This window comes from Methyloferula stellata AR4 (genome assembly GCF_000385335.1).
In the GTDB taxonomy this organism is placed as follows: domain Bacteria; phylum Pseudomonadota; class Alphaproteobacteria; order Rhizobiales; family Beijerinckiaceae; genus Methyloferula; species Methyloferula stellata.
Genome location: NZ_ARWA01000001.1, coordinates 454197 through 479554 on the forward strand (window position 1 = coordinate 454197; position 25358 = coordinate 479554).

At 57.2% G+C, this 25358-nt stretch carries 26 protein-coding genes and 2 tRNA genes; 11 read left to right on the top strand and 17 right to left on the bottom strand.

What is annotated here, in order from left to right:
* The first annotated feature begins 29 nt into the window (after positions 1 to 29).
* Entirely contained in the window at positions 30 to 1349 is a 1320-nt protein-coding gene (locus A3OQ_RS21165) for a DNA cytosine methyltransferase (protein ID WP_244427078.1), read from the top strand.
* Here the strand turns inward: A3OQ_RS21165 and A3OQ_RS0102260 are convergent.
* From A3OQ_RS0102260 to A3OQ_RS0102275, 4 genes are all read right to left on the bottom strand, one after another.
* Positions 1293 to 2222: a DNA-binding transcriptional response regulator gene (locus tag A3OQ_RS0102260; protein WP_020173732.1), complete on the bottom strand. Its 930-nt coding sequence runs from the start codon at positions 2220 to 2222 to the stop codon at positions 1293 to 1295. The two genes, A3OQ_RS21165 and A3OQ_RS0102260, sit on opposite strands and share 57 nt — an antisense overlap.
* Entirely contained in the window at positions 2219 to 4633 is a 2415-nt protein-coding gene (locus A3OQ_RS0102265) for a sensor histidine kinase (protein ID WP_020173733.1), read from the bottom strand. Before A3OQ_RS0102265 ends, A3OQ_RS0102260 begins: the two co-directional genes overlap by 4 nt.
* Positions 4626 to 5066 carry a very short patch repair endonuclease gene (locus tag A3OQ_RS0102270; protein WP_152428294.1) on the bottom strand — a complete coding sequence of 147 codons (441 nt, stop codon included), beginning with the start codon at positions 5064 to 5066 and terminating at the stop codon, positions 4626 to 4628. Before A3OQ_RS0102270 ends, A3OQ_RS0102265 begins: the two co-directional genes overlap by 8 nt.
* Before the next feature lie 245 nt (positions 5067 to 5311).
* A complete protein-coding gene (locus A3OQ_RS0102275; RefSeq protein ID WP_026595409.1) occupies positions 5312 to 5575 on the bottom strand; it encodes a helix-turn-helix domain-containing protein in 264 nt (87 codons plus the stop codon).
* A 116-nt stretch (positions 5576 to 5691) separates the two neighbouring features.
* Between A3OQ_RS0102275 and A3OQ_RS24780 the strand changes: the two genes are divergently transcribed.
* From A3OQ_RS24780 to A3OQ_RS0102290, 3 genes are all read left to right on the top strand, one after another.
* Positions 5692 to 5907, top strand: coding sequence for a hypothetical protein (locus A3OQ_RS24780; protein WP_020173736.1), 216 nt, complete (start codon positions 5692 to 5694; stop codon positions 5905 to 5907).
* 70 nt (positions 5908 to 5977) lie between these two features.
* Positions 5978 to 6208: a superinfection immunity protein gene (locus tag A3OQ_RS25310; RefSeq protein ID WP_020173737.1), complete on the top strand. Its 231-nt coding sequence runs from the start codon at positions 5978 to 5980 to the stop codon at positions 6206 to 6208.
* A gap of 174 nt (positions 6209 to 6382) precedes the next feature.
* A complete protein-coding gene (locus A3OQ_RS0102290; RefSeq protein ID WP_020173738.1) occupies positions 6383 to 6622 on the top strand; it encodes a hypothetical protein in 240 nt (79 codons plus the stop codon).
* Between the two features lie 107 nt (positions 6623 to 6729).
* Here A3OQ_RS0102290 and A3OQ_RS0102295 read toward each other — a convergent pair whose 3' ends face one another.
* From A3OQ_RS0102295 to mnmA, 5 genes are all read right to left on the bottom strand, one after another.
* Positions 6730 to 7947 (bottom strand): tyrosine-type recombinase/integrase, encoded by a 1218-nt coding sequence (locus A3OQ_RS0102295; RefSeq protein ID WP_020173739.1) that lies wholly within the window; start codon positions 7945 to 7947, stop codon positions 6730 to 6732.
* A gap of 164 nt (positions 7948 to 8111) precedes the next feature.
* A tRNA-Thr gene (locus A3OQ_RS0102300) sits at positions 8112 to 8187 on the bottom strand.
* 292 nt (positions 8188 to 8479) lie between these two features.
* Positions 8480 to 8556: transfer RNA gene (locus tag A3OQ_RS0102310), tRNA-Met, on the bottom strand.
* 75 nt (positions 8557 to 8631) lie between these two features.
* Complete coding sequence (locus A3OQ_RS0102315) at positions 8632 to 9321, bottom strand: class I SAM-dependent methyltransferase (protein ID WP_020173740.1); 690 nt, start codon at positions 9319 to 9321, stop codon at positions 8632 to 8634.
* Between the two features lie 7 nt (positions 9322 to 9328).
* A complete protein-coding gene (gene mnmA / locus A3OQ_RS0102320) occupies positions 9329 to 10552 on the bottom strand; it encodes a tRNA 2-thiouridine(34) synthase MnmA (protein WP_425280276.1) in 1224 nt (407 codons plus the stop codon).
* 340 nt (positions 10553 to 10892) lie between these two features.
* Here mnmA and sciP point away from each other — a divergent pair, with 340 nt between their 5' ends.
* Entirely contained in the window at positions 10893 to 11168 is a 276-nt protein-coding gene (sciP, locus tag A3OQ_RS0102325; protein WP_020173742.1) for a CtrA inhibitor SciP, read from the top strand.
* A 112-nt stretch (positions 11169 to 11280) separates the two neighbouring features.
* Here the strand turns inward: sciP and A3OQ_RS0102330 are convergent, their stop codons facing one another.
* Together A3OQ_RS0102330 and A3OQ_RS0102340 are read right to left on the bottom strand one after the other, a co-directional pair.
* Positions 11281 to 12318, bottom strand: a complete 1038-nt coding sequence (locus A3OQ_RS0102330; protein WP_020173743.1) for a putative bifunctional lysylphosphatidylglycerol flippase/synthetase — start codon at positions 12316 to 12318, stop codon at positions 11281 to 11283.
* Between the two features lie 375 nt (positions 12319 to 12693).
* Entirely contained in the window at positions 12694 to 13095 is a 402-nt protein-coding gene (locus tag A3OQ_RS0102340) for a hypothetical protein (RefSeq protein ID WP_020173744.1), read from the bottom strand.
* 516 nt (positions 13096 to 13611) lie between these two features.
* Here A3OQ_RS0102340 and ctrA point away from each other — a divergent pair.
* The gene (gene ctrA / locus A3OQ_RS0102345) at positions 13612 to 14313 is read left to right on the top strand and encodes a response regulator transcription factor CtrA (protein WP_020173745.1); all 702 of its coding nucleotides are present in this window, start codon (positions 13612 to 13614) and stop codon (positions 14311 to 14313) included.
* A gap of 170 nt (positions 14314 to 14483) precedes the next feature.
* Here ctrA and A3OQ_RS0102350 read toward each other — a convergent pair whose 3' ends face one another.
* Complete coding sequence (locus A3OQ_RS0102350) at positions 14484 to 15425, bottom strand: CheR family methyltransferase (protein WP_020173746.1); 942 nt, start codon at positions 15423 to 15425, stop codon at positions 14484 to 14486.
* Between A3OQ_RS0102350 and A3OQ_RS24590 the strand changes: the two genes are divergently transcribed.
* The gene (locus A3OQ_RS24590) at positions 15424 to 15576 is read left to right on the top strand and encodes a hypothetical protein (protein WP_020173747.1); all 153 of its coding nucleotides are present in this window, start codon (positions 15424 to 15426) and stop codon (positions 15574 to 15576) included. The two genes, A3OQ_RS0102350 and A3OQ_RS24590, sit on opposite strands and share 2 nt — an antisense overlap.
* A gap of 80 nt (positions 15577 to 15656) precedes the next feature.
* Here A3OQ_RS24590 and A3OQ_RS0102360 read toward each other — a convergent pair whose 3' ends face one another.
* From A3OQ_RS0102360 to chpT, 4 genes are all read right to left on the bottom strand, one after another.
* Positions 15657 to 16022, bottom strand: a complete 366-nt coding sequence (locus A3OQ_RS0102360; protein WP_026595416.1) for a response regulator — start codon at positions 16020 to 16022, stop codon at positions 15657 to 15659.
* A gap of 17 nt (positions 16023 to 16039) precedes the next feature.
* Complete coding sequence (locus tag A3OQ_RS0102365; protein WP_020173749.1) at positions 16040 to 16561, bottom strand: chemotaxis protein CheW; 522 nt, start codon at positions 16559 to 16561, stop codon at positions 16040 to 16042.
* Positions 16558 to 19095, bottom strand: coding sequence for a hybrid sensor histidine kinase/response regulator (locus A3OQ_RS0102370; protein ID WP_026595417.1), 2538 nt, complete (start codon positions 19093 to 19095; stop codon positions 16558 to 16560). The genes A3OQ_RS0102365 and A3OQ_RS0102370 overlap by 4 nt, the downstream gene beginning before the upstream one ends.
* 106 nt (positions 19096 to 19201) lie before the next feature.
* Positions 19202 to 19870 (bottom strand): histidine phosphotransferase ChpT, encoded by a 669-nt coding sequence (chpT, locus tag A3OQ_RS0102375; protein WP_020173751.1) that lies wholly within the window; start codon positions 19868 to 19870, stop codon positions 19202 to 19204.
* Between the two features lie 343 nt (positions 19871 to 20213).
* Here chpT and cysQ point away from each other — a divergent pair, with 343 nt between their 5' ends.
* The 4 genes from cysQ (at position 20214) to A3OQ_RS0102400 (ending at position 23898) form a co-directional block, all read left to right on the top strand.
* The gene (gene cysQ / locus A3OQ_RS0102380) at positions 20214 to 21104 is read left to right on the top strand and encodes a 3'(2'),5'-bisphosphate nucleotidase CysQ (RefSeq protein ID WP_020173752.1); all 891 of its coding nucleotides are present in this window, start codon (positions 20214 to 20216) and stop codon (positions 21102 to 21104) included.
* 105 nt (positions 21105 to 21209) lie between these two features.
* Positions 21210 to 21797, top strand: coding sequence for a DUF1134 domain-containing protein (locus A3OQ_RS0102385; protein ID WP_040580451.1), 588 nt, complete (start codon positions 21210 to 21212; stop codon positions 21795 to 21797).
* 93 nt (positions 21798 to 21890) lie between these two features.
* On the top strand, positions 21891 to 22982 hold the full coding sequence (locus A3OQ_RS0102390) for a coiled-coil domain-containing protein (protein WP_026595418.1): 1092 nt from the start codon (positions 21891 to 21893) through the stop codon (positions 22980 to 22982).
* 268 nt (positions 22983 to 23250) lie between these two features.
* The gene (locus A3OQ_RS0102400) at positions 23251 to 23898 is read left to right on the top strand and encodes a TetR/AcrR family transcriptional regulator (RefSeq protein WP_020173756.1); all 648 of its coding nucleotides are present in this window, start codon (positions 23251 to 23253) and stop codon (positions 23896 to 23898) included.
* A gap of 18 nt (positions 23899 to 23916) precedes the next feature.
* On the opposite strand, the gene A3OQ_RS0102405 is transcribed toward A3OQ_RS0102400, so the two are convergent.
* Positions 23917 to 25170: a cupin domain-containing protein gene (locus A3OQ_RS0102405; RefSeq protein WP_020173757.1), complete on the bottom strand. Its 1254-nt coding sequence runs from the start codon at positions 25168 to 25170 to the stop codon at positions 23917 to 23919.
* Between the last annotated feature and the right edge of the window lie 188 nt (positions 25171 to 25358).

The window sequence follows — 25358 nt, forward strand, 5'->3', positions numbered from 1 at the left end:
CTTCAAACCGATGCATATTGGATTTGAAGATGCGGTCGCCGGAAAACATGCCATTAAAGCGGCGAAAAATTATCAGGTTCGCGGATTGCTTCGCCGGGTGTGGGGGCCTCTCGCTCGGGCTCATGCAAGCAGGCCTGATTGGCCGCTTCGCAATCGAGCACGATGCCTTCGCATTTGAAACCCTTTCAACGAACCTAGTCGGCGCCGACACCCGTTACAAATTTCAATGGCCGAAATGGCTCCGAAAGGAGCCAGTTTCAATTGGCACTTTCTTAAAGAAGAATAAACACCAGCTTGAAGCACTCAAGGGATCGATTGACCTTCTTGTCGGCGGGCCGCCCTGCCAAGGATTTTCAAGCGCCGGGCGCCGGCAACATGATGATCCGCGAAACCAACTCTTTGCGTCGTACTTGCGGTTAGTTGATGCCTTACAGCCGAGGGCAGTCCTCATAGAGAACGTGCGTGGCTTTACGCTCGACTTTGATACGGAAGGCAAGTCCAAGAACTATGCGCAAAAGCTCCGCAACCGCCTTTCGGAAGAGTATGACGTTTACGAGGAATTGATTAACGTCTCTGAATTTGGAGTACCCCAAGCCCGGACACGTTATTTCTTGATTGCGATAAAACCAGGGTTTTGCGAAGAAAATCCATTCACCTTGCTACGCCGCCGCTTGCCGTCTTTCCTTAGGACAAAAGGCATTAAGGCACCCGTTGGTGCTTGGTCGGCAATCTCTGACTTAGAAGTTGCTAGAGGGGGAGTTCAGGCCTCAAAAGATACGGCGGGCTTTGAAGAAATTTGCCATGCCGGCGCGCGCACGCAATTTCAAAAACTGATGGCAAGCGGAGCGACTTGCACATCTGATTTGCGCCTTGCACGACATTCTGCGGAAATCGTTGAGCGGTTCTCACACATCATCAAGGAAAGCCATCTGGAGGGAAGGCTCAATACCTCGATAAGCAATGCACTTCGGACCCGCTACGGACTTAAAAAGCAAGCATTGAGGGTGCTCGACCCGGACCTTCCGGCTCCGACCATCACCAGCATGCCGGACGACCTCCTACATTATCGCGAGCCAAGGACGTTGACCGTGCGTGAAAACGCCCGGCTCCAGTCATTTCCCGATTGGTTTTCATTCAAAGGGAAGTATACGACCGGAGGAGATCGGCGGCGGCGCGAAGTACCGCGCTTTACCCAAGTCGCGAACGCTGTCCCGCCCCTTGTCGCCGAGGCCTTGGGAGAGCTGTTGAAGGACATACTTACAAAAAAACCTAAAACGAAGGTGCGAAAAATTTCACGTTGTTCCCTTCATCGCAGCCAAAAGGTCCCGGAAGTTCGTGCGCAAGCCTAATATCGTCTGTCGAAGCTCGCGGGTTTTATCGAGGCTTATAATTTGCCCACTGGCATCCGTTACTCCTTGCGGCCTACCTTCAGGCAAGAGCACTTGGTGGCCAAGTATGTTCCGCCCAGGTACCACTTTCTGCTGGTAATCGACAACTGAAGTCCGATATTGCTTGTGCGCTTCGAAAGGCTTTTGTTTAAGCAGACCGGCCAAGACTCGCAGGCGATCATATGCCGTGAAAATTAGATGGGCTTCGGAAAAATTTGATATATGCGTGGCGGCTTGGAGTTCAGCATAGATTTTATTCATCTTGGCTATTTGAGTTTCGATATGCCTCAATGCGTCTTTAAGTAGACTTGCTCTGCCACCCGCATCTAATTGTTCGTGCATGAGTAGAAGGCACTCATTGACCATTTGATCAATGTCCGCAGTCGCTCCCATGACGATGCCGCGCGTGTGGTCAAGGTCGAGAACTTTCTTCACGAGAGATTCAAAAACACCCATGACCTCTTCGATAAGGTCGTTTCGGCCAGCGCAAAAGACTCCCTCAAGATTATTCTCGAACGCGAGCTGTCGCAGTGTGTCGGCAGAGTTGTTTGCAGAATAAAAAATAACGTCCTTATAAGGTACGGTACCTCGTATTTCGGCAATTGCATCCTGACCTTGGACTCCAGCCCCTAGGTCGAAATCCACCAACAGTAAATCGACTTCATCCTTAAATACCTCGTCGGCGATCTTATCGCGCACCTGTTCTATTGACTGGCAAAGTATGGGATTAAATTCGAATCCCTCTTCGCGCATCCGTTGCTTAATAGGGGTGATCTGTGGCTCGACATAGTTCGGCTGGTCTTCGACCCAAAGGACGTTGAAATCGAGTCTCATTTTGGTTTCTTTCCGCCAATGACTTTAATAATAAAGGCGGCTCCACGCTCTGTGTCTTCATCGAGTTCGATGGTCCCCCCCATTTCGCCCAGAACTTGCCGTACGTGATAGAGGCCAAGGCCGGACCCATGGGTCGTAGTGTAGCCCATTTCAAAAAGACGCTTTTTATTCGCACCCGTTGCAATTCCGTTTCCGTTATCGCTCACTTTCATGACCATTCCGGAACGTTCCAGCGGAGACAGCTCGAACTTTATCCGGGTGGCCCGGGCGCGCCTCGCATTGCTGATGAGGTTATCGACAATGATAGCAGCGTTCATCGGGTTGAACGTCATCTCTAAGCCAGGATGTTCATTGACCAACTCTATTTTGAGGCGAGCGCTGCCAGAAGTACGGGCAATCTGGTCAATATAGTCGGCGATGAAGGCCGGAAAGTCCGCTTTGATCTTTTCAGAGTCTAAGACAAAATTGGCGCGTGCAGCGAACTTTGTTACCGCCATGACCTTCCGGTTTAGGAAAGCCATCTGCTCCACAGCCTTCAACACGTCTTCCCTAGGAATCGACTTCTTGTCGGCTGTTGCAGCAAGAAGGTTTTCGATTTGTTGATGTATCGCGACGGCATAAATGGTCGCTTGGTGGTGAAGGCTTAGTATCGTCTTCACATCCAAGCTTACGACACTTTCAAGGAAGCTTGATCGCCGCCGCTCGGTCTCAGCCTCCGCTTCCGACCGCTTTGCCGCGGCTTCTGCGATGACGGCACGGCCTGTCGCCGCCTCTGCCGCCTCACGCTCTCGGTCCGCAACCTTCCTTGCCTCGGCTTCTGCTTTCTTCAGTTCTTCGAAGCGCTTTTCAGCGCCTTCCAGCCTGCGCAATAGCGAGGCATCTCCAACTTTTTCGGCGATCGACCGAAGGCTAACTAAGGAAGACTCAAATTGCTCAGAGCGCTCGTTAAGTAAGCCGACGAGACGCTTGCTGTATTGAAGAAGCTCTACATCATCATTGTCGACAAGGCTTGCAACAGCAGCAGACACCCTGGCGCGGCCATCGTCTGTCAGGAGGCGAGAAAGGTCGTCGGTATCAGACTCGCCCTTATCAACCCAAGAGACAGGAACAACATACTTCTCAAGTCGCTTGAGACAATATTCCATAAAGGCCTCACGCAACTCTCTGACAGCAGGCGAGTCTATGAGACCTTGGTTTCGGCTTGAGGCTTCTTGGAAATCTTCGTCAGAACCGAAAACATCTAGCCGACCAATGATTTCGCGAGAACCCAAGAAGCGACTATGTCCTTGTTGCTTGCGCCTGTTGTAGCCAAACCAATCGTCGCCATCTTCTCCTATCGGATATACTCGAAAGCCGTTCCTGAACACGAAGACGGAACCGAATTGGACCGAGGGTAGTCCGACTCGCCGGGCAAAGGTGACTTTTGCGGAACGGTTCAAATAATAGATTTCACCCCTGAACCCGGAATGGTTTAGGCGCTTGTAGGGATTTGGCTCCCGAATTTTGTAGACGATCTCGCCACGGTCGGTCAGCATAGTGTTTATGTGACCGTCTTCGATATCGACGCGTATAAATGTCGTCTTTTCCCGCAAGGCGGAGAAGATGAAGTTTCCAACTTGGCCATTTACAATTTGGCCTGCAACTGTGTCCTCATCGTCTTTGCTTGCCTTAGCCTCGGCTTGCTTGTCCCCCTGTCGTTCACCAGGAGCAATGATGGTTATGGAAAAACTGTCGGCGCCATCGCCGAATGGATTAATGAGTTTTGCCAATGAAGCCTTGAGTTCAAGTAGGCGTTGCCGGTCCCAGTGAACCCGTAGCCGCTTCAGTTCGATAACCGTGCCGTGGCGAAGCTTATTGCCGAATCGGCGCATTTCTGCTGGCAATTCGAACTCAGCAGCTTCGGCGTAAGTCACCGGAACCTGTTCAAAGTGCTCTTTGTCGTCCTTTTCAAACCGTTGCCAATCAACCGTGAGCAGATGCACAGTCTTTGCGCGAGTTCCGTGGGGCCGTGATTGCAGGATGAGTTCTTGCCCGAGCCTGTCTGACGAGAAGCGCCCTACGCCTTTGCTTCCAGCGTAGTGGGAACGGTCCGCCGCAACATCCCTAAAATCCTTACCGGTGCGCCCCTCACGCTTTGAAGAATAGGCGACGAACAACCATTTGTTTTGGATGTCCTCAAGCGACATGCCACACCCATTGTCGGCAATGACGACGCTGCTCTCCCCGAAAAAGAGCCAGACTTCGGTGGCGTTCGCGTCATAGGAGTTCTTGACCATCTCGAAGATGGCGACTTCGTCGTCGGTAATAAGCTCTCGGCCAAGGACCCGCTTCAAGCCGGTACTTACATCAAAATGCAGCCTCTTGGTGCCGGCGCGGCCCCTGGCCGTCTCCTTAACGCTGGTGTCAACCATGCATGGGACTCCCTGCGATGTTAGACACGGGGCCAAGGAAATGAGTCAGCTTCCTTGCCAGACGCTCAGGTGCTTTTGTTTCGCATTCCCAAAGCGTCAGTACCTTCCACCCGTCCTGTCGCAGGAGCTGGATATTAGAAAGGTCGCGCTCCTTGTTTCGCCGGAACTTTTCCGCCCAATAATCACGCCTGCTCTTCGGCATATTGGCGATGCTGCAACCTTCATGGGCGTGCCAAAAGCAACCATGCACGAAAATGACCTTCCTTCGAGATGGGAATGTTAGGTCAGGAACTCCGGGCAGGCTCCGCCTGTGAAGGCGGAAACGATAACCCAGCCGGTGCAATGAACAGCGCACGATCATTTCCGGCTTCGTATCCTTGCTGCGGATCAAGGCCATGCGGGCGCTTCGTTCTTTTTTTGAAAGGGTATCCATGCTTTTTGTTCGAGTTTCCGGGTACCGCATAGGGTGCCGCTGACTCCCATTTGTGTCCATAAGCCTTTTCGGGATTCTCAGCGCAAAAGAGGCCGTCAGCCAATTTCTTGCCGAAATAAGTCAGATAACTGAGTCACCCCGGACGGGAGCATCCAGCTTATGGATGCCGTCAAGATAGGCCGTCGCCAAGGCCATGCGGCTAGAATCTTTGGCTTTTTGGCGTTTTTACTCGCCGGAACTACCTGTTAGGCGCCCGGCTTTCTGCCGCTTCGTAAAGGTTTGGGCGCTTTCTCTCCCGGCACAGGCGGTGCGAACAGTTCCGAGATCGTGACCGACAACGCCGCGGCGATTCTGTCGAGCAGATCGACGGTCGGATTTTCCTCCTGCCGCTCAAGCCCGCCAAGATAAGAGCGATCGACAGCCGCATCCGCCGCAAGTTTCTCTTGCGAGATACCTTGCTTCACTCGAATCCGTCTGAGATTTCGCGCCACAAGCGCCCGGCCCTTCATGAACGAAGGGCAGCATTAGGGAGGCTATAAAACCACTGGATATAGCCATCATATTAGCTTAGCTTACGTTCCGACTTTCTGGTCACAAGTCGGTTGGGTCGCCGGCGTCATCGAGAATGGGGCAAGCGGTGAGGGTCAAAATCCATCGGGGAACGGTTGAGATCGACGGAACCGCGTCGAGCTGGCAGCAAACGGCGGGCGCACCTTTCTCGACTTTGGCCTGCTGCTCGACGGTGACGGCGATTATCTGGGGCGTTTCGGATCACGCCCTTACCGATCACTCCGTCTATGACGCTTACGGCATCGAAGGTGAGGCCGACGGGCAGCGCTGATCCCGGCCTCTTCGGTTAACTTCGCTTTGGCTTAATTGAATTTCGTATATCAACGCTGGAATAACTCACAATGGACGCTAACTCACTGAACGGCTTCTTGGCTCATTCGCCAGTAAACCCCTTCGCTCTATTTATTCTAATCTTTGTGTTTGTGATTTACCCTTTGCCCACATACCTCGCTTTCTTTCGGGGTCATCCGAGCAAATGGCAAATTGGAGCCCTGAATATCTTTTTGGGCTACACTTTTATCTTTTGGGTATTCGCTGCAGTTTGGGCACTTGCACCTCGGCCAACGCGCTGATCTCTATGTTTGAGACTCTGCACGGGACGCCAGGACACTCGGGACTTTTGACTTTATTCGGTCAGAACGACGATGGTCATCTGATATGGCACTTCGACTCCAAGAAGATCACACCGCCCTACGGGCGGCCTTGGTACTCAATGCTCCGATAGGTCTTCCCCTTCGAGGCGTCCGATGAAACCCGCCGAGGCTTCACCCACCTCTGATATCGATCATTACGACGCTCTCGCCGCCGTTCGAGATCGTTTCCTAGGATTCCGATGTGCAATCAAGGGCGCGGAAATATCGAGCCATGCAGATAGGAATGGCCTCTTGCAACTTGCGGAAGACTTCACCGCGGCCCTGAAAGAAGTTTGCGATTCCTTCGCACGGGATCGGGCGATCCGCACAACCGGCACTGCCGCTAAAGAATGAATGTTCCAATGCAAACCTAACCCGCGAGCCTCAGATAGGTATCTTCTGGTTGTCCCAGATATTGGTCTCGATGCAGACCATCGTCGAGAAGGCTCGCGATTTAATGTTTAGGTGACGTTGTGATGCGCCTCGTTTTTCTCTGTCTTGCGAAGGTGGTTTAAGTGCTCAGACCACCACGTCATCATTCGAACTCGCTCTTCCCAAAACTCTGCCCTTTGATAAGCGCGGCGCACAGCACTGTTCTCGACGTGAGCCAGTTGGGCTTCAATAGCGTCCGCATTCCACTTGCCGCTTTCGTTTAGCATTGAGCTGGCAGCGGCGCGGAAGCCATGCCCGCACATTTCCTCTTTCGAGTAGTTCATGCGCCGCAACGCGGCATTGATCGTATTTTCCGAGATGGGCTTCAGAGGCGTTCGGATGGAAGGGAAGAGATATTTCCCGTGGCCAGTTATTGTTTGCAGTTCGCGCAAGATCGCAACGGCACGTGGAGCCAACGGGACACGGTGCGGACGCTTCATTTTCATTTTTTCTGCCGGTACAGACCAGACTGCGGCATCAAGATCGAATTCCTTCCATTCCGCGAAGCGAAGTTCGCCGGGGCGAGCGAAGGTCAAAGCGAGCAACTCCAATGCAGCGCGCGTTTCTGGAGCGCCTTCATATGTTTCAATCGCTCGAAGCAGGCCGCCGAAGGCCTTCGGGTCGATGATGGCGGGACGATGCTGAACGACCGGCGTAGCAATCGCGCCCCTTAGAGCGGCCGTCGGATCATTTTCCGCGCGTGCGGTGGCAACCGCATAGCGAAAGACCTGCCCGATGGTCTCTCGAAGTCGTTTGGCGCTTTCGAGTTTCCCTCGATTTTCGACGATGCGAAGCACGCCAAGGATTTCCGGCGCAGTGATTTCGGAGATGGGCCTAGGGCCGATAGCGCCGCTCGCGAGCCCCAAAAGCCACTGGGCCTTTCCAATGGTGCGTTCCGACTTCCCCTCCCGCCGCTTTTTCTCCAAAAGCTCGGCGGCGACGGCGTCAAAGGTGTTAGCGCATGCTATAGCCCTTTTTGCCTTTGCAACCCTTCTGGCGAATGAAGGATCTTGGCCACTGGCAAGGAGGCGTTTGGCCTCATTCCTTGCCTCACGAGCGTCTTTGAGACTGATGCCGGGATAAACGCCTATGGCGAGTAGCTTTTGGCCGCTCCCAAAACGGTAAGCTAGCCGCCATCGTTTCGCGCCATCGGGCGTAATCCATAATTGAAGGCCTCCTCCGTCCGAAAGCTTAATCAGACGATCACTCGGCTTGGCCTTACGAATTTCGACATCGGTGAGAGCCATTGTTGGTACTTACAATGTTGGTATTTGGCTTATACCAACGCTTATACCAACGTTTCTGACCGGATACCAACGGCCGCTAATGGACCGTCATGGACAGCATTTGCGGTAAATACCTTCAATAACAATATGATATGGACGTTACCGGATCATAACGGACTGTGAAGTGGTGCCGCAAGAGAGATTCGAACTCCCGACCCTCTCATTACGAATGAGATGCTCTACCAACTGAGCTATTGCGGCCCACAGGCCCGGTTTCGGTCGCTCGTGGACCCCGGGCTCGACTCGGCCATCGGCCGATATGGGCTTCTCCATAAGTCAGGTTGCCCCCGCTTGGCAACATGGGCTGACTTCGCCCGGCGGTTCTGCCCCTTCGCGACTGTGAACGCCAAAGGCCGAATGGCCTTTTTGCTTTGAGCTTTGGCTTTCCGGATCAAGCTCCTTGCGAGCTTCAAACGGCCATGATCGGCGCGGCTTTTCGCGGCAAGCAGGATTTCCGCGATGCGCTCCCCGACCGGCATGGCGGGTCTGTAGCTGGTAGCGGAGGAGGGACTCGAACCCCCGACACAAGGATTATGATTCCTCTGCTCTAGCCGGCTGAGCTACTCCGCCCCATCTGGCCGCATCGCAGCATGCCAAGGCGGGGCGATATAGGCGCGAGCCTTCGCGAGTGTCAAGGCAAGCCCATCAAAGCTTCACGATTCGCGCCAAAGTGAAAATGCCGAAGGGCGCCAAGGCGCGTCGCTCGGCAAGCGCTACCTGCGGATGCGCCGCGATCCAATCGCCGATGACGGACCAGGGAAATTCCGGCCGCCAGCCCAAAGAGGCGCTGTGCCTGCCGAGCCAGGCCTCAAGCAGCGCCATAAGGCCCGTCTCGGCGCCGATGTGATTGACGAGGATGATCTCGCCACCCTTCTTCACGACCCGCAGCCATTCGTCGAGACAGGACGCGGGGCTAGGCACCACAGTCAAAACATAGGGCACGACGACGGCGTCGAATGAGTCATCGGGAAAGCCCAGATGCATCGCATCCATCAAGACCAATCCCGCGACATGATGCAGCGATTTGGCGCCGACGCGCCGGCGGGCACGCCGCAGCATGGGCTCGGAGAGATCGACGCCGACAAGGTGCAGGTGCCGATCGAACATCGGCAGTTCGAGCCCGGTGCCGACACCGACATCGAGGATCGAACCCTTGAGCCTGTTGGCAGCCGTCGCGACCGCCTTGCGGCCCGGCCGCATCACCGCAGCGAAGACGAGATCATAGATGGGCGCCCAGCGCGCATAGGCCTCTTCGACATGCGCATTATCGAGCGTCTTTTTGAGAGGCGCTTCGGTGCGCGGCAGCGCCGCCGCCTGCGCCTTATCCTCGCTCACGCGCGACTCAACGTCCGGCCGCGGCCAGCATGGGATCGGCTGCGCGCGGCGCCAGTCCTTGCGTTGCTGCTTGCGTCGAGGCGATGAAGCCGCCGCCCAAAACCCGCGCCTGCGGATCGGCCGAGGCATAGAAGACGCAAGCCTGCCCCGGCGATACGCCGTCCTCGTCGCTGACGAGTTCGACCCAGACCGTGCCGCCCGCGGCATGCAGAAAAGCCGGTACGGGCGCGCGCGTCGAGCGAACCCGCACGCAAAGCTCGAGACCATCGGCTGCGATATCACCAAGCGATCCGTCGCCCAGCCAATTCAAACCGCGCAGATGGACGATGCGCGTGGCGAGCGCGCTGCGCGGCCCGACGACGACGCGCGCCGCGGCCGCATCGAGACGCACAACATAGAGCGGCTCGGCGCCGAACCCGCCGAGACCGAGGCCGCGCCTCTGCCCTATCGTATAATGAATGACGCCTGCATGATGGCCAAGAACGCGCCCGTCCAAATGCACGATCTCGCCCGGCACGGCGGCGGAAGGCGAGACCTGCGCGATGAAGTCGGCATATTTGCCGGAGGGCACGAAGCAAATGTCCTGGCTATCGTCCTTATCGGCGACAATCAGGTCAAAGTCCCGCGCAACGGCGCGCACTTCGGTCTTTTCCATTTCGCCGAGCGGAAAGCGCAAAAGGGCCAGCTGCTCCTTGGTGGTCGCGAAAAGGAAATAACTCTGGTCGCGCGACGCGTCGAAGGCACGATAGAGCTGGCGCCCAGCCTGCCCATCCGGCCGCGAGGAGACATAATGTCCGGTCGCCAGGACATCGGCGCCGAGATCCTTCGCGGTCTCGAAGAGATCGGCGAATTTAATGTCGCTGTTGCAGGACACGCAAGGAATCGGCGTCTCGCCCGTCGCATAGCTCTGCGCGAAAGGATCGATGACCTTCTGGCGGAACTGCTCTTCGTAGTCGAGGACGTAATGGGGAATGCCGAGGCGGGCCGCGACGAGGCGCGCGTCGTGAATGTCCTGGCCGGCACAGCAGGCGCCCTTGTGGTGAACCGCCTCGCCATAATCATAGAGCTGCAGCGTCACGCCGATGACGTCATAGCCTTCGCGCTTCAAAAGCGCCGCGACGACCGACGAATCGACCCCGCCGGACATGGCGACGACCACGCGCGTTTCCGCCGGCGGCTTTGCGAGCCCCAGTGAATTCATGCCGTTGCCAGTCTCAAACCTGTCACTCATGCGCCATGCGTCCGAATAGCTTTTCCGGCCGAAGAGCCGCGGCGGCTCTCCAGCCGCCACCATCTAAAACATTCCCGGTCCGCGGATGCAATGAAAGACCGAAAGATGTCTTTAACGTTTGGCACCCCGCCGGGGCCATCCAGCCTAGTTCAAGTTACCTCAGCGCCGGTGGTAACCTGTATCAAGAAGGAACAAATTTCATAAATTTCCTATTTTTTAAATATTGAGCCAGCTTTACAAACTATTCGTTAGCAAAATCAACCTGTTCGTTTAGTCAAATCTTAAACTGAATGGCTCATTTTCCTTACTCACAGGGTCAGTTGAGTTGTGAGTTTGAAATATGACCGAAATGCACCGTCCAAAGGCGAAATATGTGATCGGGCCAGACGGGAGTCCCTTGACCATAGCTGATCTGCCTCCCGCTTCGACGAAACGTTGGGTCATTCGCCGCAAGGCGGAAGTGGTCGCGGCGGTGCGCGGAGGACTTTTGTCGCTCGAAGAAGCTTGCAGCCGCTATACTTTGACGGTGGACGAGTTTCTGTCCTGGCAGATGTCGATCGAACAGCATGGACTGGCCGGCCTGCGAACCACACGGATTCAGCAATATAGGCACTAAAAGCCGCGGCCTTTAAAGCTCGGAACGCGATGACTATTCGACATAGTAATCACGTTCTAATCCAATCATCTCATCTTGATCTTGGCCCGTCTTGAGGTCGAGAGCCGGCTTGTCATAAAAGACCGGCGTTCTCGGGCGCGATGGCTTTTGCGTCGCCCTCGCAGGCAATTGATTCGCCGCCTTCCCCCTCTTTGCGATGCAGCGCCTCATCCAATTTGCGGCGTTCGAAGAGGATGACGATCACGATCGCGATAGCGAGCGGGATCAAAAGATAGAAAAGCCGGAAGACCAGCAAGGCCGTCAGGACCTTGACCTGGGGCAGCGCCGGCAGGGCCTTCAGAAATATAAGCTCGAAGACCCCGAGCCCGCCCGGCGCATTGGACACGAGCGCGGCCGAAAAGGACGCTAGAAAAATCGCCAATATGACCATGAAGCCCGGGTTTCCGGCTTCCGGCAGGGCAAAATAAATAATCCCGGCCGCGCCGATGAGCTCCATCGGCGCCGCGATCAACTGCCGGACCGTGATGCCCGGCCGCGGATATTCGACCCGGAACCCGCCGATCACCAAAGGCTTCAGCCGGAACACCGAGCCCAAAATATAAATTGCGACCGCAGCCAAAAAAATCGTGCCGATGATCCGCGCCGAGCGCGGGTCCGTCAAAAGGCCCGGCAATATGCCGCCGAGGCGCCTCAACCTTTCCGGCTCGATGATCAAGACAATGCCGCCGAGCAGAATCGTGCCGAGGCCGAAGGTCAGCGAGCAGAGCGCGACCAGCACGGCGATCTGGGCGGCGCTGAGCCCCTTCGACGTATAGGCGCGGTAGCGCACCATGGCGCCGGAGACGACCGAAGCCCCAATATTATGGGCAAGCGCATAAGTCGTGAACGAGCAGAGCCCGACGAAAATCCAGGATATGTGGCGAACGCCCAGATGCAGCAGCGCGATCCGATCGTACCAGGCAAGCGCCACATAGGCGACGAGCGTCGATAGGATCGCCAAGGCATATTGTTTCAGCGTCAAGGCCTTGAGTTCGGCCCAAACTTGATGGCCAACCGACTCGCCCCGAAATTCGCGGTACAGAAACCAAGCCGACACTGCGACCGCGACGAGCCCGACTAAGGGCCAAAACAACTCAAGAAAACGTTTCATCGATCTTTCGTCGGGTCGAAGCCAATGAGTGGCGGCGAGAATAGACTACACGCAATCGCGAAAACACTCTATCCCTTTGTTTTTATGCGTTTATGAAGCTAATTCAAGGGCCAACCGGGCATCGCGCAAAAGGCCGGGCCAAGCGGCCAAGCCGGGTCAGGCTCGAAATCTTGCCCTTCATTTAAAGCTATGAGGATCAGGCAAAATGAAAGGCGAGGACGCGGCTCGAAAGCCGCGTGAGCAAATCGACCGCAAGGCCCCGAGTCAGGACCACGGCCAAATATGCGCAGGCCTTTCGCTAAAGGCCTTGTGTGTCTTTCGGATGAACCTTCCGAAAGAGACCAAGCTGAGGTGTTTCGGGAGAGGCTTGAGCGCTCAGGCTTGAACGGCGCGCAAGCCGCCGAGGGTCAGATCCGGTGCGGTCAGATCGCTCAGCCGGTCGGAGATCTTTTCGCGCACTTCGAGGCTTTGCTCTTTCGCGAGGTCAGCCGTCGCTTCCTCAAGATGGAAACGGGCTTCGTCGAGCTGGCCTTTGAGCTCATCAGCCGAGCGCAGAAGATTGTCGCGGCGCGCGCGGGCGGCACGCGCATAGGTCGGATAAGCAAAATGACCCATATCCACGATGCCGGCGCGCTGTTCTTCTACCGCGATTTCGCGATCGAGATCGCCGGCCATACGGGCAAATTCGCCGATCATCGTTTCGATCTGCAAAACGCGGCGGCGCTTTTCTTCAACGTGGAAGCGCTTGAGGCGCACAAGGGTATCCCGCGACTTCATTCTTCAAACTCCAAGACGCCGGTCGATATTCAACCTCAATGAGACGATGGGTACCGCGAGACTTGGCGAATATGCACTTTCGAAGTTGCTGCTTTCTTACCTTTAAGGCCCACCGATGAAATCAGCTTCGGATCAGCCTTGCCGGTGTATGATTGATAACTGATTCGCAGGGATGGCTTCGGCCGAGCCTGACGTTTTATTTCTCTCACCGTTCTCAGCGGTGCAGCTTTCATTGCTTGAACCAACCTAGCTTTGCCGGACGAGGTGCCGCGTAACGGTCCTCACGCAAAGCTCCGCCTGGGCTTGCGTGGAAATCGTGTGGCCAGGCCGGTAAAGGTCAATCGGATCAAAGAGAGAAGCCGGTGGTTAGAATGAATTGTTAACCAATGCGCATTATGGTTACGAAATTCGTTCTTCCGCTCTCCGTACCGCGGCGACGCGCGGTGGTCTCGCGGTAATGTGTACAAGGGTTTAACGCCATTAGGGCAGCCGACGGGGCAAAGGTGGGGACCTTACATGCGCGTGCTACTGATTGAAGACGACAGCGCTACGGCACAGAGCATCGAATTGATGCTCAAGTCCGAGAATTTCAACGTCTATACGACGGATCTCGGCGAAGAAGGCATCGATCTCGGTAAGCTTTACGATTACGATATCATCCTTCTCGACTTGAACCTTCCCGACATGTCCGGCTATGAAGTTCTTCGCAATCTCCGGGTCGCGAAGGTCAAGACGCCGATCCTCATCCTCTCGGGCCTCGCCGGCATCGAAGATAAGGTCAAAGGGCTGGGTTTCGGGGCGGACGACTATCTGACGAAGCCATTCCACAAAGACGAGCTCGTCGCCCGCATCCATGCCATCGTGCGCCGCTCCAAAGGCCACGCCCAATCGGTCATCGCAACGGGCGATCTCATCGTCAATCTCGATCAGAAGACGGTGGAAGTCTCCGGCGCCCGCGTGCATCTCACCGGCAAAGAATATCAGATGCTGGAGCTGCTTTCCTTACGCAAGGGCACGACCCTCACCAAGGAAATGTTCCTCAACCACCTCTACGGCGGTATGGACGAACCGGAACTGAAGATCATCGACGTGTTCATCTGCAAATTGCGCAAGAAACTCGCCAATGCGAGCAATGGCCGCAATTATATCGAGACCGTGTGGGGCCGCGGCTATGTCCTGCGCGAGCCGGGCGATGAAGAGGAACGCAGCATCGCTTGATGCGGAGCTGACCTCTAATCCATCTTCAGAAATTCAAAATCGGGAAGCCGTAGACCATGGCTTCCCGATTTGCTTTTGGAGCACGATCTTCTCCGAAAACTCTGCAACTTTTCGAGATCATCCTCTGCCGGTCGCATGATCTTGTCCGAAAAGTCTGCAACTTTTCGGGATCATGCGAGAGACCGCAGGAAAATCGGACTTGCGATCGAAATCGCCTTTGATGCCTGGCGTGGCATGGCCGGAACGAGCGGCCGGCTTTGAACGGGAATGCTGACGGTCGGCGGTGGTGTCTGGACGATGGGCTCGGGCCGATGAACGCTGGTCAGCCGCAACGATGGATGCGGCATGAGCCTGTCCGACAGGCCGACGACGGTCTCGGCCGACCCCATGGTCAGAAAGCCATCTTTCGCAAGCGCGCCGCCGAGGCGATGCAAAACATCCTTCTTCGTTTCGAGGTCGAAATAGATCAGGACATTGCGGCAGAAGATGATGTCGAATTGTCCAAAATCCTCGAAATTCGACAGGAGATTGAACTCCTCGAACTGGATTCTGGCGCGCAGATATTCGTTGATTCTCCAGCCATCGGACTCATTGCGAAAATAGCGCAAGAGATGCGTGATCGGCAGGCCGCGTTGAACCTCGAACTGCGTGTAGCGTCCGGTCCGCGCCGTAGCAACGGCCGTACTTGAAAGATCGGTCGCCAGAATCTCGATGTTCCAGCCGGCAAGCTTCTTCATCTCCTCATCGAGAATCATCGCAAGCGAATAGGGCTCCTGGCCGGTCGACGCCGCCGCGCACCAGACCCTGATGCGCCGTTCCTCTTGCCGTGCTTCCATCAATTTCGGCAGGATGAAGTTACGGAAATTATCGAACGGCGCCCGGTCGCGGAAAAAGAAAGTCTCATTCGTCATCATCGCATCGACGACGCTTTGCTTCAGGCTCGCATCCTTTCCGCTTTTGACGGTTTTCAAAAGCTCCGAAAGATTGGCGATGCCCGCACGGCGCATGAGAGGCGATAGGCGGCTTTCGATCAGATAGGCTTTATTGGCGTCCAAGGTGAGGCCGCTCGTCTCACGCAGAAATTGCTTGAGCTCTTGAAGATCAGAGGACATGGCACAAGCCTCCGATCATCATCGGGCGCAACAATGCGCCGCGCATCGCGGCGACTATGAATTCGGGAGACATGGCTTCGAAAGACATGGCTTGGGGAGGCTTGAAGAAAAACGCAGCGCCTTCGGCATCCGCCCATTCGTGATGTATTAAAACTTCCAATGGCTTGTTCATCTATAAAATTGACCCGCAATGAGATGGTTTAAACATGTTTTAAAAGCGTAAACGCGGTATCAGAGGAGGCCGATTTCCTCAAATTTCGATTGCACAATCTGTTTGTCGAATGGCTTCATGATATATTCGTCGGCTCCGGCATGAATAGCTCGCGCTATATGAACGACGTCATTCTCCGTCGTGCAGAAAATCACCTTGGGCTTCGAGCCGCCCGGCAATTTGCGAAGCTTCTGCAAAAATTCTAGACCATCCATGATCGGCATGTTCCAATCGAGCAAGATCCCGTCCGGCATCGACGACGCACAATGAACCAGCGCCTCCTTGCCGTCGCCGGCCTCGCTGGATTGCAGACTCAATCCTTCGAGAATGCGCTTGGCTGCCTTCCGAATGACGGAAGAATCATCAACGACCAATATCTGTTTCAACAGACTCTCCTAGAAGACTATTTATCGAAGCTTTGTTCGTTCGACCCGCCACGGCGCTGGAAATCGAAGACGGATGCCATATCGAGGATCGGAAGGATTTCCGTCTCGATCCGGTAAACCGCATTGGTCAAAGAGATACTCTGCGGATCGAGATGCGGCGGCAACGGAATGCGGGACTTGGGATCGAGAACGATCACATCTCCGACCTCGTCGACGACGAGCGCGAAACTTTCGCTGCGATGTTCGATGCCAATCGCAAGCAACCCGCGGGCAGGCTTTTCTTCTTTCATGCGCAGCCGCCGCCGAAGGCTGACGGCCGTCACGATCTTGCCGCGCAGGTTGACGAGACCCAAAATTTCCTCGGGACCGAGCGGAATGGGCGTGACCTCGTCGATACGGAAAATCGTTTGAACGGCCTCGACCGGCAGACCGAAGGTCTCGCCGCCGACGATGACCGTGAAGCAACGGGTTTCGTCGCCGGGAAGAATCCCCTCATGCGAATCGGCCGATCCGAAATGATGCGCGCCCGCGGATTTCATGCTGCCAAACCTCCCATGATCCGCGCTTCGAGATCATGTTCTCCAAGCTCCCGGATATCGAGAATCTTTTCGAGGGTCTGCAGCAAGGCCGCGCGGTCGAATTTCCCGACCACGCCGCGCATGCCGCTGACGGCCGCGGCTTGTTCGATCGCCGGCGCCGCATGTGCCGCAAGTGCAAGCACGGGGATTTGGGCGTAACGCGGATCGCCGGCAAGCGAGCTCGCAAGCGCATAGCCGCTCATATCGGGCATATCGAGATCGGTAATCACCGCATCGAAGCTGCGGCCCTTGCTAAAGTGATTCAAAGCTTCGTGACCCGATTCCGCGGTCGTGACCTGATAGCCCGCGGCGCTCAAAACGGGCGACAGCATGTCTCTGAAGAACGGCTTGTCGTCGACGAGCAGCACTTGAAAGCGTTTCGTGAAGGCCCGGGCGAAAGCGTTCGGGCGGGCGATGCGCATGAAATGCGCGACATCGAGAATCTCGACGATCGTGTCGCGGATGCGAGCCGAGCCGATCACGCCGGGCGTCGTGCTGGCGATTTCGAGATCCAAAGGCTCTTCTACGATATCGAGGATTTCCTCGACGATAAGCCCCATGTTTTCGCCGCCGACGCCAAGCACAAGAACCGGATGCTCGGCCGCGAATTCCACATTGCCGACCGGAAGCAGCAGCATCAATTGACCACGGTGCTGCATGACGAACATGTCGTCGCTGCGCTCGAGCGAGGCCGCGGTCACCACCTCGATCCGCGCAATGAGGGAAAGCGGGATCGCTTTCACACACCCATATCCCGCCTTGAAGAGAACCAGGCGAATGCCCTTCGGCGCGACCGGTGCCTCGATCGCGGGCACGACGGTGTAATCATTCGACTGAACGAGCCCCAGGCCTGCCGCCAATCCGGCCGGATCGAGGATCAGGACAACGGATCCGTCGCCGAGGATCGTATGACCCGAAAAGACCGCGAGATGGGCCAGTGAGGCGCCAAGCGGCTTGACGACCACTTCCTGAACGTCGGCAACCGAATCGACCATCACGCCGAACGCATGCGCGCCGACGCGCATGACGACGACACGCCGTTCGAGCACAACCTCCGCCTCGTCGTCGACGATGTCGAGCATCACTTCGAGGTCGAGAAGCGGCAAAACCTCGTCGCGCAGACGCAAGACGAGACAGCCGCGGATGCTTTCGATTTGATGCTGGCTGTCAGTCCCAATGCCGACGACTTCGACGACGGAATGCTGCGGCAAGGCGAAGCGATGTGAGCCGACCTGGACGATGAGTGCCGGAGCAATGGCAAGCGTCAGCGGGATCTTCATCGAGAAGCGGGTTCCCCTGCCGGCTGTCGTCGTCAAGGAGATGGAACCGCCGATCTCTTCGATATTGTCGCGCACGACATCCATGCCGATTCCGCGGCCGGAAATGCTCGTGACCGTATCCGCCGTCGAAAAAGAAGGCACGAAGATGAAGCGGCAAAGCTCATCGTCCGACATGGCGGCGAGTTCCGCCGGCGTCGCGAGCCCCTGCATCAGGGCCTTGGTGCGGATACGCGCCAAATCGAGCCCGCGGCCGTCATCCGAAACTTCGATCGTGATATAGCCCGCTTCATGCGAGGCCATCACCTGAATGGTGCCCGCCTCGGGCTTGCCCGCAGCGATTCGTTCAGCTCCTGGCTCGATGCCGTGGTCGGCGCAATTGCGCAAAAGATGGGTCAGCGGATCGCGGATCAATTCGATTAATTGGCGATCGAGTTCGGTATCCCCGCCATCGGTTACGAGATTGAGCTTTTTCCCGAGTTCGAGAGACAGATCGCGCACCAGCCGCGGCAGGCTCGCAAAGAGCCGGCCCATCGGCTGCATCCTGGCGCGCATGACCGTGTCTTGCAGATCGGTCGTCAAAGTCGAAAGGCGCTGCAAGGGCGCTTTCGTCGTTTCGTCTTCTTGACGGCGGCTCAGGTCCAAAAGCTGATTTCGGGTCAGGACGAGCTCCGACACGAGGAGCATGACGCGCTCCAACACGCCGACGGCGACACGGATCGTTTCGGTGCGCCGCGGCGATGCCTCGACCGGCGTGCCGGCAGCTTGCGCAGCGACCGGATCCGGAACTCTCGCTGCCCTTTCGAGCCGCGAAACGATCTCGGCTTCGCTCGCATTTGTATAAGACCGCGCGATCTGCGCTTCGAGCGATTCGATAAGGTCCGCATCGTCTCCGCCCGGTTCACGGGCGTGCGCTTCCAATTCGTTCAAAATATATTTGACCCGATCGACGGCCTCAAGAATCAACGAGACCATTTCGGAGGTCGCAGGCACACCTTCGCGCAGGCGGCTGATCAAGGCTTCCGCCGCATGGGTCAGAAGCTCGAGGCGTGTCAGGCCGAGAAAGCCGCAGGTGCCCTTGATCGTGTGAAGCAGCCGGAAAATGCTGCCGATGATGCTTCTATCGCTGGGATTTCTCTCGAAAAGGACGAGTTGTGTGGCGGCGGCATCGATATGCTCCGCCGTTTCCACCAAAAAATCATTGAGGAGTTCGTCCATCATCCGATCCGGCCACGCCTTACGCGCCCGGAGGGTATCGCTTGGATCGTTAAAGAGCCTTGAAGGCGATAGATCTTTTATGAGTGACGGCGGTTGAAACCGATGACTACGCCATCGCCGCCACGGCCGCTACCGAAGCCGGAACCGCTTCGATCGCGACGGAGTCGGGGGAGATCGCAAGCTCAAGCGTCATATTGGCCGCGCGCGCGATCAGGCCGGTATAGTAAGGCTGGATTGCTTGCGCATCGACGGTATTGCTTTCCGGCGCTCCAGAGAGGAGGCCCGGAACATGGCTCGGGAGCCGCGCATTGGCACCTTTCGCCTCGACGCTGATCTTGGTGTCCGTCTCACTTCCAGCCAATGTCACGCTGACGACGCCGCCGCGCGGAATGGCGCCCGCCGCGACAAGGCAAAGATTGAGGATCAGCTTGACCTTGTTTTTCGGGAGCAGGATCCGCGGACCGTTCCATTCAAGCTGCGTGCGCCCATCGGCAAAAAGCCCGCGCGTCACCTGCTCGGCATCTCCCGTATCGATCGAGGCGCCGACGGAGCCCGCCGCGCCGAAGGCGAGACGGCAGAATTGCAGCCTGGCCGAGGCCGTCTCGGCGCTCTTCTTGATGAGGTCGAGGGCTATTCCGCGCATCTCGGCGTCTTTTTCCTCTTCGAGGACCTCAAGCCCATTCACGATGGCGCCGACCGGGCTGATCACGTCATGGCAGACGCGGGAACACAGCAACGCGGCGAGATCGAGAGAATCGAGTGTAAAGGCCGTCATAGGTCCTCCAGGTTTGACCAAGCGAAGGGACGCATCTGGACACGCAAGAAGCCCGAATCAGCATGAAGCCGCCGATCGAAGTTATTTTGATACTCTTGCAGAGTCACAATGCAAACTCATACATACGATCTGCCGGTTTGATCGGGATCATGCCGCCTCGGATAGGACCGATGTCTAAACATCCCGTTTCAGGCCTTCGGCCCCCGGCGAAGACCTGCGACAAAGCGACCGGAGCCATCATCTAGGTGGCTTCCATGTAACAGCCGCGCCGAATTCGAGGGATCGGCTTGAATACTGGCGGCTTTCCGGTCAGGATGACCGCCGGTTGGGACCTATAGACGAAATGTCTTTAAAAACTCGGCTAAGCGCCAGCCCATTATCTTTCGATCGCGATGCGATCGCGGAAATTTTCGCACAATTGGCTCTGAGCGCCGCTGTCGCGGTGATGCGAGTCTATGACACCGACAGCCATGCCCGCAGCAAGCCCGATAAAAGCCCGGTCTGCGACGCCGACGAATATGCCGAAGCCATCATTCTCGAGGGCCTGGCAACGCAATTGCCGCAATTGCCCGTTCTCGCGGAAGAGGCGGCGGCACATGGACATAAGCCACCCTGCGGCGGGTCATTCATTCTTGTCGACCCAGTCGACGGCACCCGCGAATTCTTGAGCCACAATGGCGAATTCACCATCAATATCGGCCTGATTCTCGGTGGGGTCCCTTGCGCCGGCGTCGTCTATGCACCGGCGATCGACCGGCTTTGGATGGCCGGAGCGAAGGCTTATTCCTGTAATGTCAAACCCGGAATGCCCCTGCCCCCGTTAGAGGAGCGCACACCCATTCATGTGCGTCAGCCGCCGCGCGAGGGATGGACGGCGCTTGCAAGCCGTTCGCACGCCGACGCCGAAACCGACGCATTTTTGGCGGGGCTCCCGATCAATGAGCGCCGCTGCGCCGGCTCATCCTTGAAATTTTGCGCTGTCGCCGAAGGCGGGGCCGACGTCTATCCGCGGTTCGGCAATACGATGGAATGGGATACCGCGGCGGGCGATGCGATTTTGCGCGCCGCCGGCGGGATCGTTCTCGATGCGGCGGGCTTGCCCTTGCGCTACGGCAAAGCTAAGGAGCAATTCAAAAACGGACCCTTCATCGCTTGGGGCGATCCGGCCATCGCAACCACGCCGAAACTTTCTCCGAAGACCCTCGCCTCCCTGAGCAAGGCGTCGCGGAATTAAGCTTCTGTTAACCTTACTTGTCCCAGAATGCGCGGCGATATCCTCAATCATGATGATTTTGGATTGCCCTTTCGCGTCCGGCCGGGCTGCTTTGCGGAGAGACCCATGCCACCGATTTCGCGCCGAGATTTTGCAATTCTGACCGCCGGTCTGGGCCTTTCCAGCCTCGCTGCGACCCAAGTTCGGGCGGATCCAGGCCCCGAGCGGCCTGGAGATTATTCCTCGGACGAGTTGATCCGCAGCGGCCATCAGTTTTTCGGTACGATTTCCCGCGGCCTCGCCCAGGTGGTTGAGAAAGCCACCAAGCAGTGGGGACGTCCGAACGGCTATATCCTCGGCCAGGAAGCGGGCGGCGCCTTTGTCGGCGGCCTGCGTTACGGCGAGGGCATCATGTATACCCGCAATGCCGGCGATCTGAAGCTCTATTGGCAAGGTCCGTCGCTCGGCTTCGACGCCGGCGCCGACGGCGACCGCACCATGATGCTCGTTTACAACCTGCCGGCCACTGAAGCGATTTTTCAGCGGTTCGGCGGGATCGACGGCTCCGCCTATCTGGTCGGCGGCTTCGGCATGACGGCGCTCGGCGCCAATAATATCGTCGTCGTTCCGATTCGCTCGGGCCTCGGCGCCAGGCTTGGGCTTAACCTCGGTTACCTCAAATTTACCAACCACGCCACGTGGAACCCTTTTTAACCATTGATTTCTAGAGGCTTTAACGGCTTTTGCTCTTGGCCCCGGGTCATGGCATAGTCGAAATTCCTTTCGACCTGGGCTCGGCGTGTTTTCGTGATCGAACAGGTGATGGTTTTCGCGCTCGGGTTCCTGATTGCGGGACTCGTGGCGCTTGCGTTCGCGCCGGTATTCTGGGCGCGAGCCGTTCGGCTGTCTGTGCGCCGTATCGAGATGCAATTGCCATTATCGATGCGGGAAATTCTCGCCGACCTCGATCAGGTCCGGGCCGAAGCGGCGGTCGAGCAGAGACGCATCGAACTCAAGGCCGAGGCTCTTAACGAAGCGCGGGCGGCCAATCTCGCCGAACTCGGGCGCCGCGGCGCACGCATCAACCAAATGCAGGAACATATTGCCGGGCTGCGTCAGACCAACGGCGAACTCAGCCTCGATGTCGCGAAATTGAGCCGGGCTCATGCCGAGCTGTCTGCCGAGGCCTCGGCTCTTTCCAAAGAGCTTTTCGATCTCGACGGTCTGCGAGTCCGCGACAAAGAAAAATACAACGCCCTCATGCATGAGTATAATGGCGCGCTGGGTTTGGCCGACGAACAAAAGGCAACGCTCGCCGCGCTTTCGGCCTGCGGGGCAGCGCTTGAAGCGCGCCTCGCGGATACCGAGCGCACTTTGCAATCAACGCAGACGTTGCTGCGCAACAAGGAAGCGGAAGCCAGCTTGCTCGCGAGCCATCTGGAGCGCGCCCGCGACGAGGTTCATGCAAGCGATGCGGCGCGTGTCTCGGCGATCGAGAAATATGAACGGCAGGGCTTCCGCGTCGCCGATCTCGAAGGAAGGCTCAAGGATGCACACGCTGCGCATAGCGAAAGCCTGACACGGCTGCGCACCCTGGCCACGAAGCTTGAAGCGCATGACGCCGAATTGCGTCAAGCCGCGCAAACGGAAGAAGACCTCCGCCTGAAACATGACGGCCTCGTCGAACGCATGCGCACCGTCGAGCGCGGGCTTATCGACCGCATCGATCGGCTGCGCACCGAAAACGCAGCTTTGCAAGGGGCGCTTAACGCGGCACGCCAGGAATGCGCGAGCCTGTCACGCGAGCTTTCGGACTTGGGTCAGACGCGCCCAGATGAACCCGAAGAGCAGCAGGTGCGCCTGCTGCGTCCGATCTGGCCGACGGCTTCCAAGCCCTGACAATGCATGCCGGCGGCAAAGCCTTTCACGGCCTATTGATGGCTGCGGCCATACCGAACGGTTCGGTCAACATTGACATGAAGTCCGTTGGATTTTAAAGGTTTGCTCTAGATCGCGATGGTTTCGGATCGAATCGATTCCAAAATCATGACCGGGATCGCTTCTAATAGCCTAGAGCGGGACACAGGCAGAAAACCGCGGCGCGGTTTCCTCCTCTCGCTCTGGACGTTCCTGCGGCCGGTGCGCCGGCAGATCGCATGACATGCCTATGGCGTCTATTTCCACAAAAGATCCCGAGCTTCCGACCCCGTCCTCGCTCGACGACGACAAGGCGCGGCAAATTCTCGACGGCGCAAGGCGCGTCTTTCTCGCGCAGGGCTTCGACGGCGCGAGCATGAACGACATTGCCCGCGCGGCCGGTGTTTCCAAGGGCACGATCTATTTCCATTTCGACTCGAAGGAAGCCTTGTTCGAGGCCCTGATCCGGGCCGAGCGCCAGCAACAGGTCGAGCAATGCTGGGCGATTGACGAAGATAGCGCGGACATAGCCGGCGCGCTCACCGAACTGGGCCGCTCGCTTCTGACAATGATGATGACGCCTGAAATCATCGCGCAGGTCCGCACCGTCATCGCGGTCGCGGCGAAATTCCCGCGCATCGGCCGTGCCTTTTACGAGACCGGCCCGAAACATGGGTTCGGCCGGCTTTCCGCCTATTTCGCAAGACAGACGGAGGCCGGACGGCTGGAGGCGCCGGAGCCGGATACCGCGGCCATTCATTTCATCCAGCTTTGCCTCGGCGACATTCATAAGCGCCTGATGTTTTGTCCCGACGACAAAATCAGCGACGCCGAAGTCGAGCATACTGTCGGCGCCGCCGTCTCGGTTTTCATGCGGGCTTACGGACCCAGGCGATGACGGACCGCCAGCGCCGCTTTACGTTGGCATGAGCCCGGGCGCTTCTCTTGGAAATTTCGCCAGAACCGACGGGTCGATGTTGAGGTGCTGCGCCACAAGCTCGAGCGGCGTATGCGCCAGCCAATCCGACAACGAGACTTCCTGATATTCCGCCGTTCTAAATACCCCGACCATCACGAGATCCGTCGATCCTGTGTTCTCGATATAATGGCCGGCGGCACGTTTGACATAGCCGATATCGCCCGGCTTGAAATCCTGCGTCTGCGCGCGCGGTCCGGCATTGAACACCGTCATGCGCCCTTCGCCCTTGATCCAATATTGCCATTCGTCGGCATTCGGATGCCAATGCAATTCGCGCAATCCGCCGGGCTTGATCGTTTGAAGTGCTGCTGCGACCGTCTGCGAAACCTTGAATTCCGTGCTGTCAGCAAGTTGGATCTTGCCGCTCTTATTGTCGCGAAAGGGCTTCATTCCCGACAATGAGAAGGTGAAGGGAAAGGGCGGCGCGCCGGCCGCACTCGCAACGGCAGCCTGAGCCTCGGCCAAAGGCCCCGGCTCCTTTCCCTGGAAGATCCAAAGATCGGTCAAAGGGATCGATTTGAATGTTTCCTCGGCGACGCCGAAGTTTTTCGCGAGAACGCTTGGCGGCGTATGCGCGAACCAGTCGGTCACCAGCAATGTATTGAATTCGGATGCATTGCCATCATCGAAAGCGATGACGAATTCACATCCATCGGGCCCGAGCCCTTGCAACGAGTGCGGAAATCCGGCCGGAAAATACCAAAGATCGCCTTCCTTCACATCCTGCACGTAAGGACGGCCTTTTTGGTCGAGCACCGTGACCCGGCAATGGCCATAGGTCATGATCGCCCATTCGGCCGCGAGGTGCCAATGCAGCTCCCTGATACCGCCCGCGGCGAGCCGCATGTTGACGCCCGAGAACGTGTCGGAAATGGCAAAATCGGCCTGCGTCACCTGGCGCGCCCAGCCACCGTTCTGAATGCGCTTATGCGAATTGTTGAAGGAGGCCCAGAACTGCGGCAGATCGCCGAGATCGGTCGCGGGCGGATCGGTCGCGTCGGGAAATTGCGAGGAAAGCGCCGGGTTCTGCGGGCCCGGATCGCGAAAGCTGCCGGCATTGGCATTGATCTTACCTTGCGGCGGCTCATCCGGATTGCCGAACGTGGCGGCATTCGCGGCCGATGTGGCAGCAGCAAGGGCTGCGCCGGCCGCGCTGGCGGCAAGCATGCTGCGACGGGAAAAAGAATCCATGTGCGATACCTCTTGTTACGCGTGAAATCGCTTTGATGCCAAACAGCGTCATACGCGGCAGCGAGCCGACGTTATTCTATTGCATTCGTAACGGGAAATAGGTCGCGCAGACGGGTTCGAATATTCCCTTGCGCAATCACTTAAGATTGAATCGGCCGCAACCCGAGGCGCCGCCTAACAGCCAACTA

Bases quoted from the DNA above. Each gene is read 5' to 3' on its own strand.
- A3OQ_RS0102295 (WP_020173739.1), bottom strand. From the start codon at position 7,947: ATGGCTCTCACCGATGTCGAAATTCGTAAGGCCAAGCCGAGTGATCGT.
- A3OQ_RS0102340 (WP_020173744.1), bottom strand. From the start codon at position 13,095: ATGAAGTCGCGGGATACCCTTGTGCGCCTCAAGCGCTTCCACGTTGAA.
- A3OQ_RS0102365 (WP_020173749.1), bottom strand. From the start codon at position 16,561: ATGAAATCCGCGGGCGCGCATCATTTCGGATCGGCCGATTCGCATGAG.
- chpT (WP_020173751.1), bottom strand. From the start codon at position 19,870: ATGACGGCCTTTACACTCGATTCTCTCGATCTCGCCGCGTTGCTGTGT.
- A3OQ_RS0102400 (WP_020173756.1), top strand. From the start codon at position 23,251: ATGGCGTCTATTTCCACAAAAGATCCCGAGCTTCCGACCCCGTCCTCG.
- A3OQ_RS24590 (WP_020173747.1), top strand. From the start codon at position 15,424: ATGGCACAAGCCTCCGATCATCATCGGGCGCAACAATGCGCCGCGCAT.
- A3OQ_RS24780 (WP_020173736.1), top strand. From the start codon at position 5,692: ATGGGGCAAGCGGTGAGGGTCAAAATCCATCGGGGAACGGTTGAGATC.
- A3OQ_RS0102270 (WP_152428294.1), bottom strand. From the start codon at position 5,066: ATGGATACCCTTTCAAAAAAAGAACGAAGCGCCCGCATGGCCTTGATC.
- ctrA (WP_020173745.1), top strand. From the start codon at position 13,612: ATGCGCGTGCTACTGATTGAAGACGACAGCGCTACGGCACAGAGCATC.
- A3OQ_RS0102265 (WP_020173733.1), bottom strand. From the start codon at position 4,633: ATGGTTGACACCAGCGTTAAGGAGACGGCCAGGGGCCGCGCCGGCACC.
- A3OQ_RS25310 (WP_020173737.1), top strand. From the start codon at position 5,978: ATGGACGCTAACTCACTGAACGGCTTCTTGGCTCATTCGCCAGTAAAC.
- A3OQ_RS0102385 (WP_040580451.1), top strand. From the start codon at position 21,210: ATGCCACCGATTTCGCGCCGAGATTTTGCAATTCTGACCGCCGGTCTG.
- A3OQ_RS0102290 (WP_020173738.1), top strand. From the start codon at position 6,383: ATGAAACCCGCCGAGGCTTCACCCACCTCTGATATCGATCATTACGAC.
- A3OQ_RS0102260 (WP_020173732.1), bottom strand. From the start codon at position 2,222: ATGAGACTCGATTTCAACGTCCTTTGGGTCGAAGACCAGCCGAACTAT.
- cysQ (WP_020173752.1), top strand. From the start codon at position 20,214: ATGTCTTTAAAAACTCGGCTAAGCGCCAGCCCATTATCTTTCGATCGC.
- A3OQ_RS0102275 (WP_026595409.1), bottom strand. From the start codon at position 5,575: ATGAAGGGCCGGGCGCTTGTGGCGCGAAATCTCAGACGGATTCGAGTG.
- sciP (WP_020173742.1), top strand. From the start codon at position 10,893: ATGACCGAAATGCACCGTCCAAAGGCGAAATATGTGATCGGGCCAGAC.
- mnmA (WP_425280276.1), bottom strand. From the start codon at position 10,552: ATGAGTGACAGGTTTGAGACTGGCAACGGCATGAATTCACTGGGGCTC.
- A3OQ_RS0102330 (WP_020173743.1), bottom strand. From the start codon at position 12,318: ATGAAACGTTTTCTTGAGTTGTTTTGGCCCTTAGTCGGGCTCGTCGCG.
- A3OQ_RS0102405 (WP_020173757.1), bottom strand. From the start codon at position 25,170: ATGGATTCTTTTTCCCGTCGCAGCATGCTTGCCGCCAGCGCGGCCGGC.
- A3OQ_RS21165 (WP_244427078.1), top strand. From the start codon at position 30: ATGCGGTCGCCGGAAAACATGCCATTAAAGCGGCGAAAAATTATCAGG.
- A3OQ_RS0102350 (WP_020173746.1), bottom strand. From the start codon at position 15,425: ATGTCCTCTGATCTTCAAGAGCTCAAGCAATTTCTGCGTGAGACGAGC.
- A3OQ_RS0102370 (WP_026595417.1), bottom strand. From the start codon at position 19,095: ATGGACGAACTCCTCAATGATTTTTTGGTGGAAACGGCGGAGCATATC.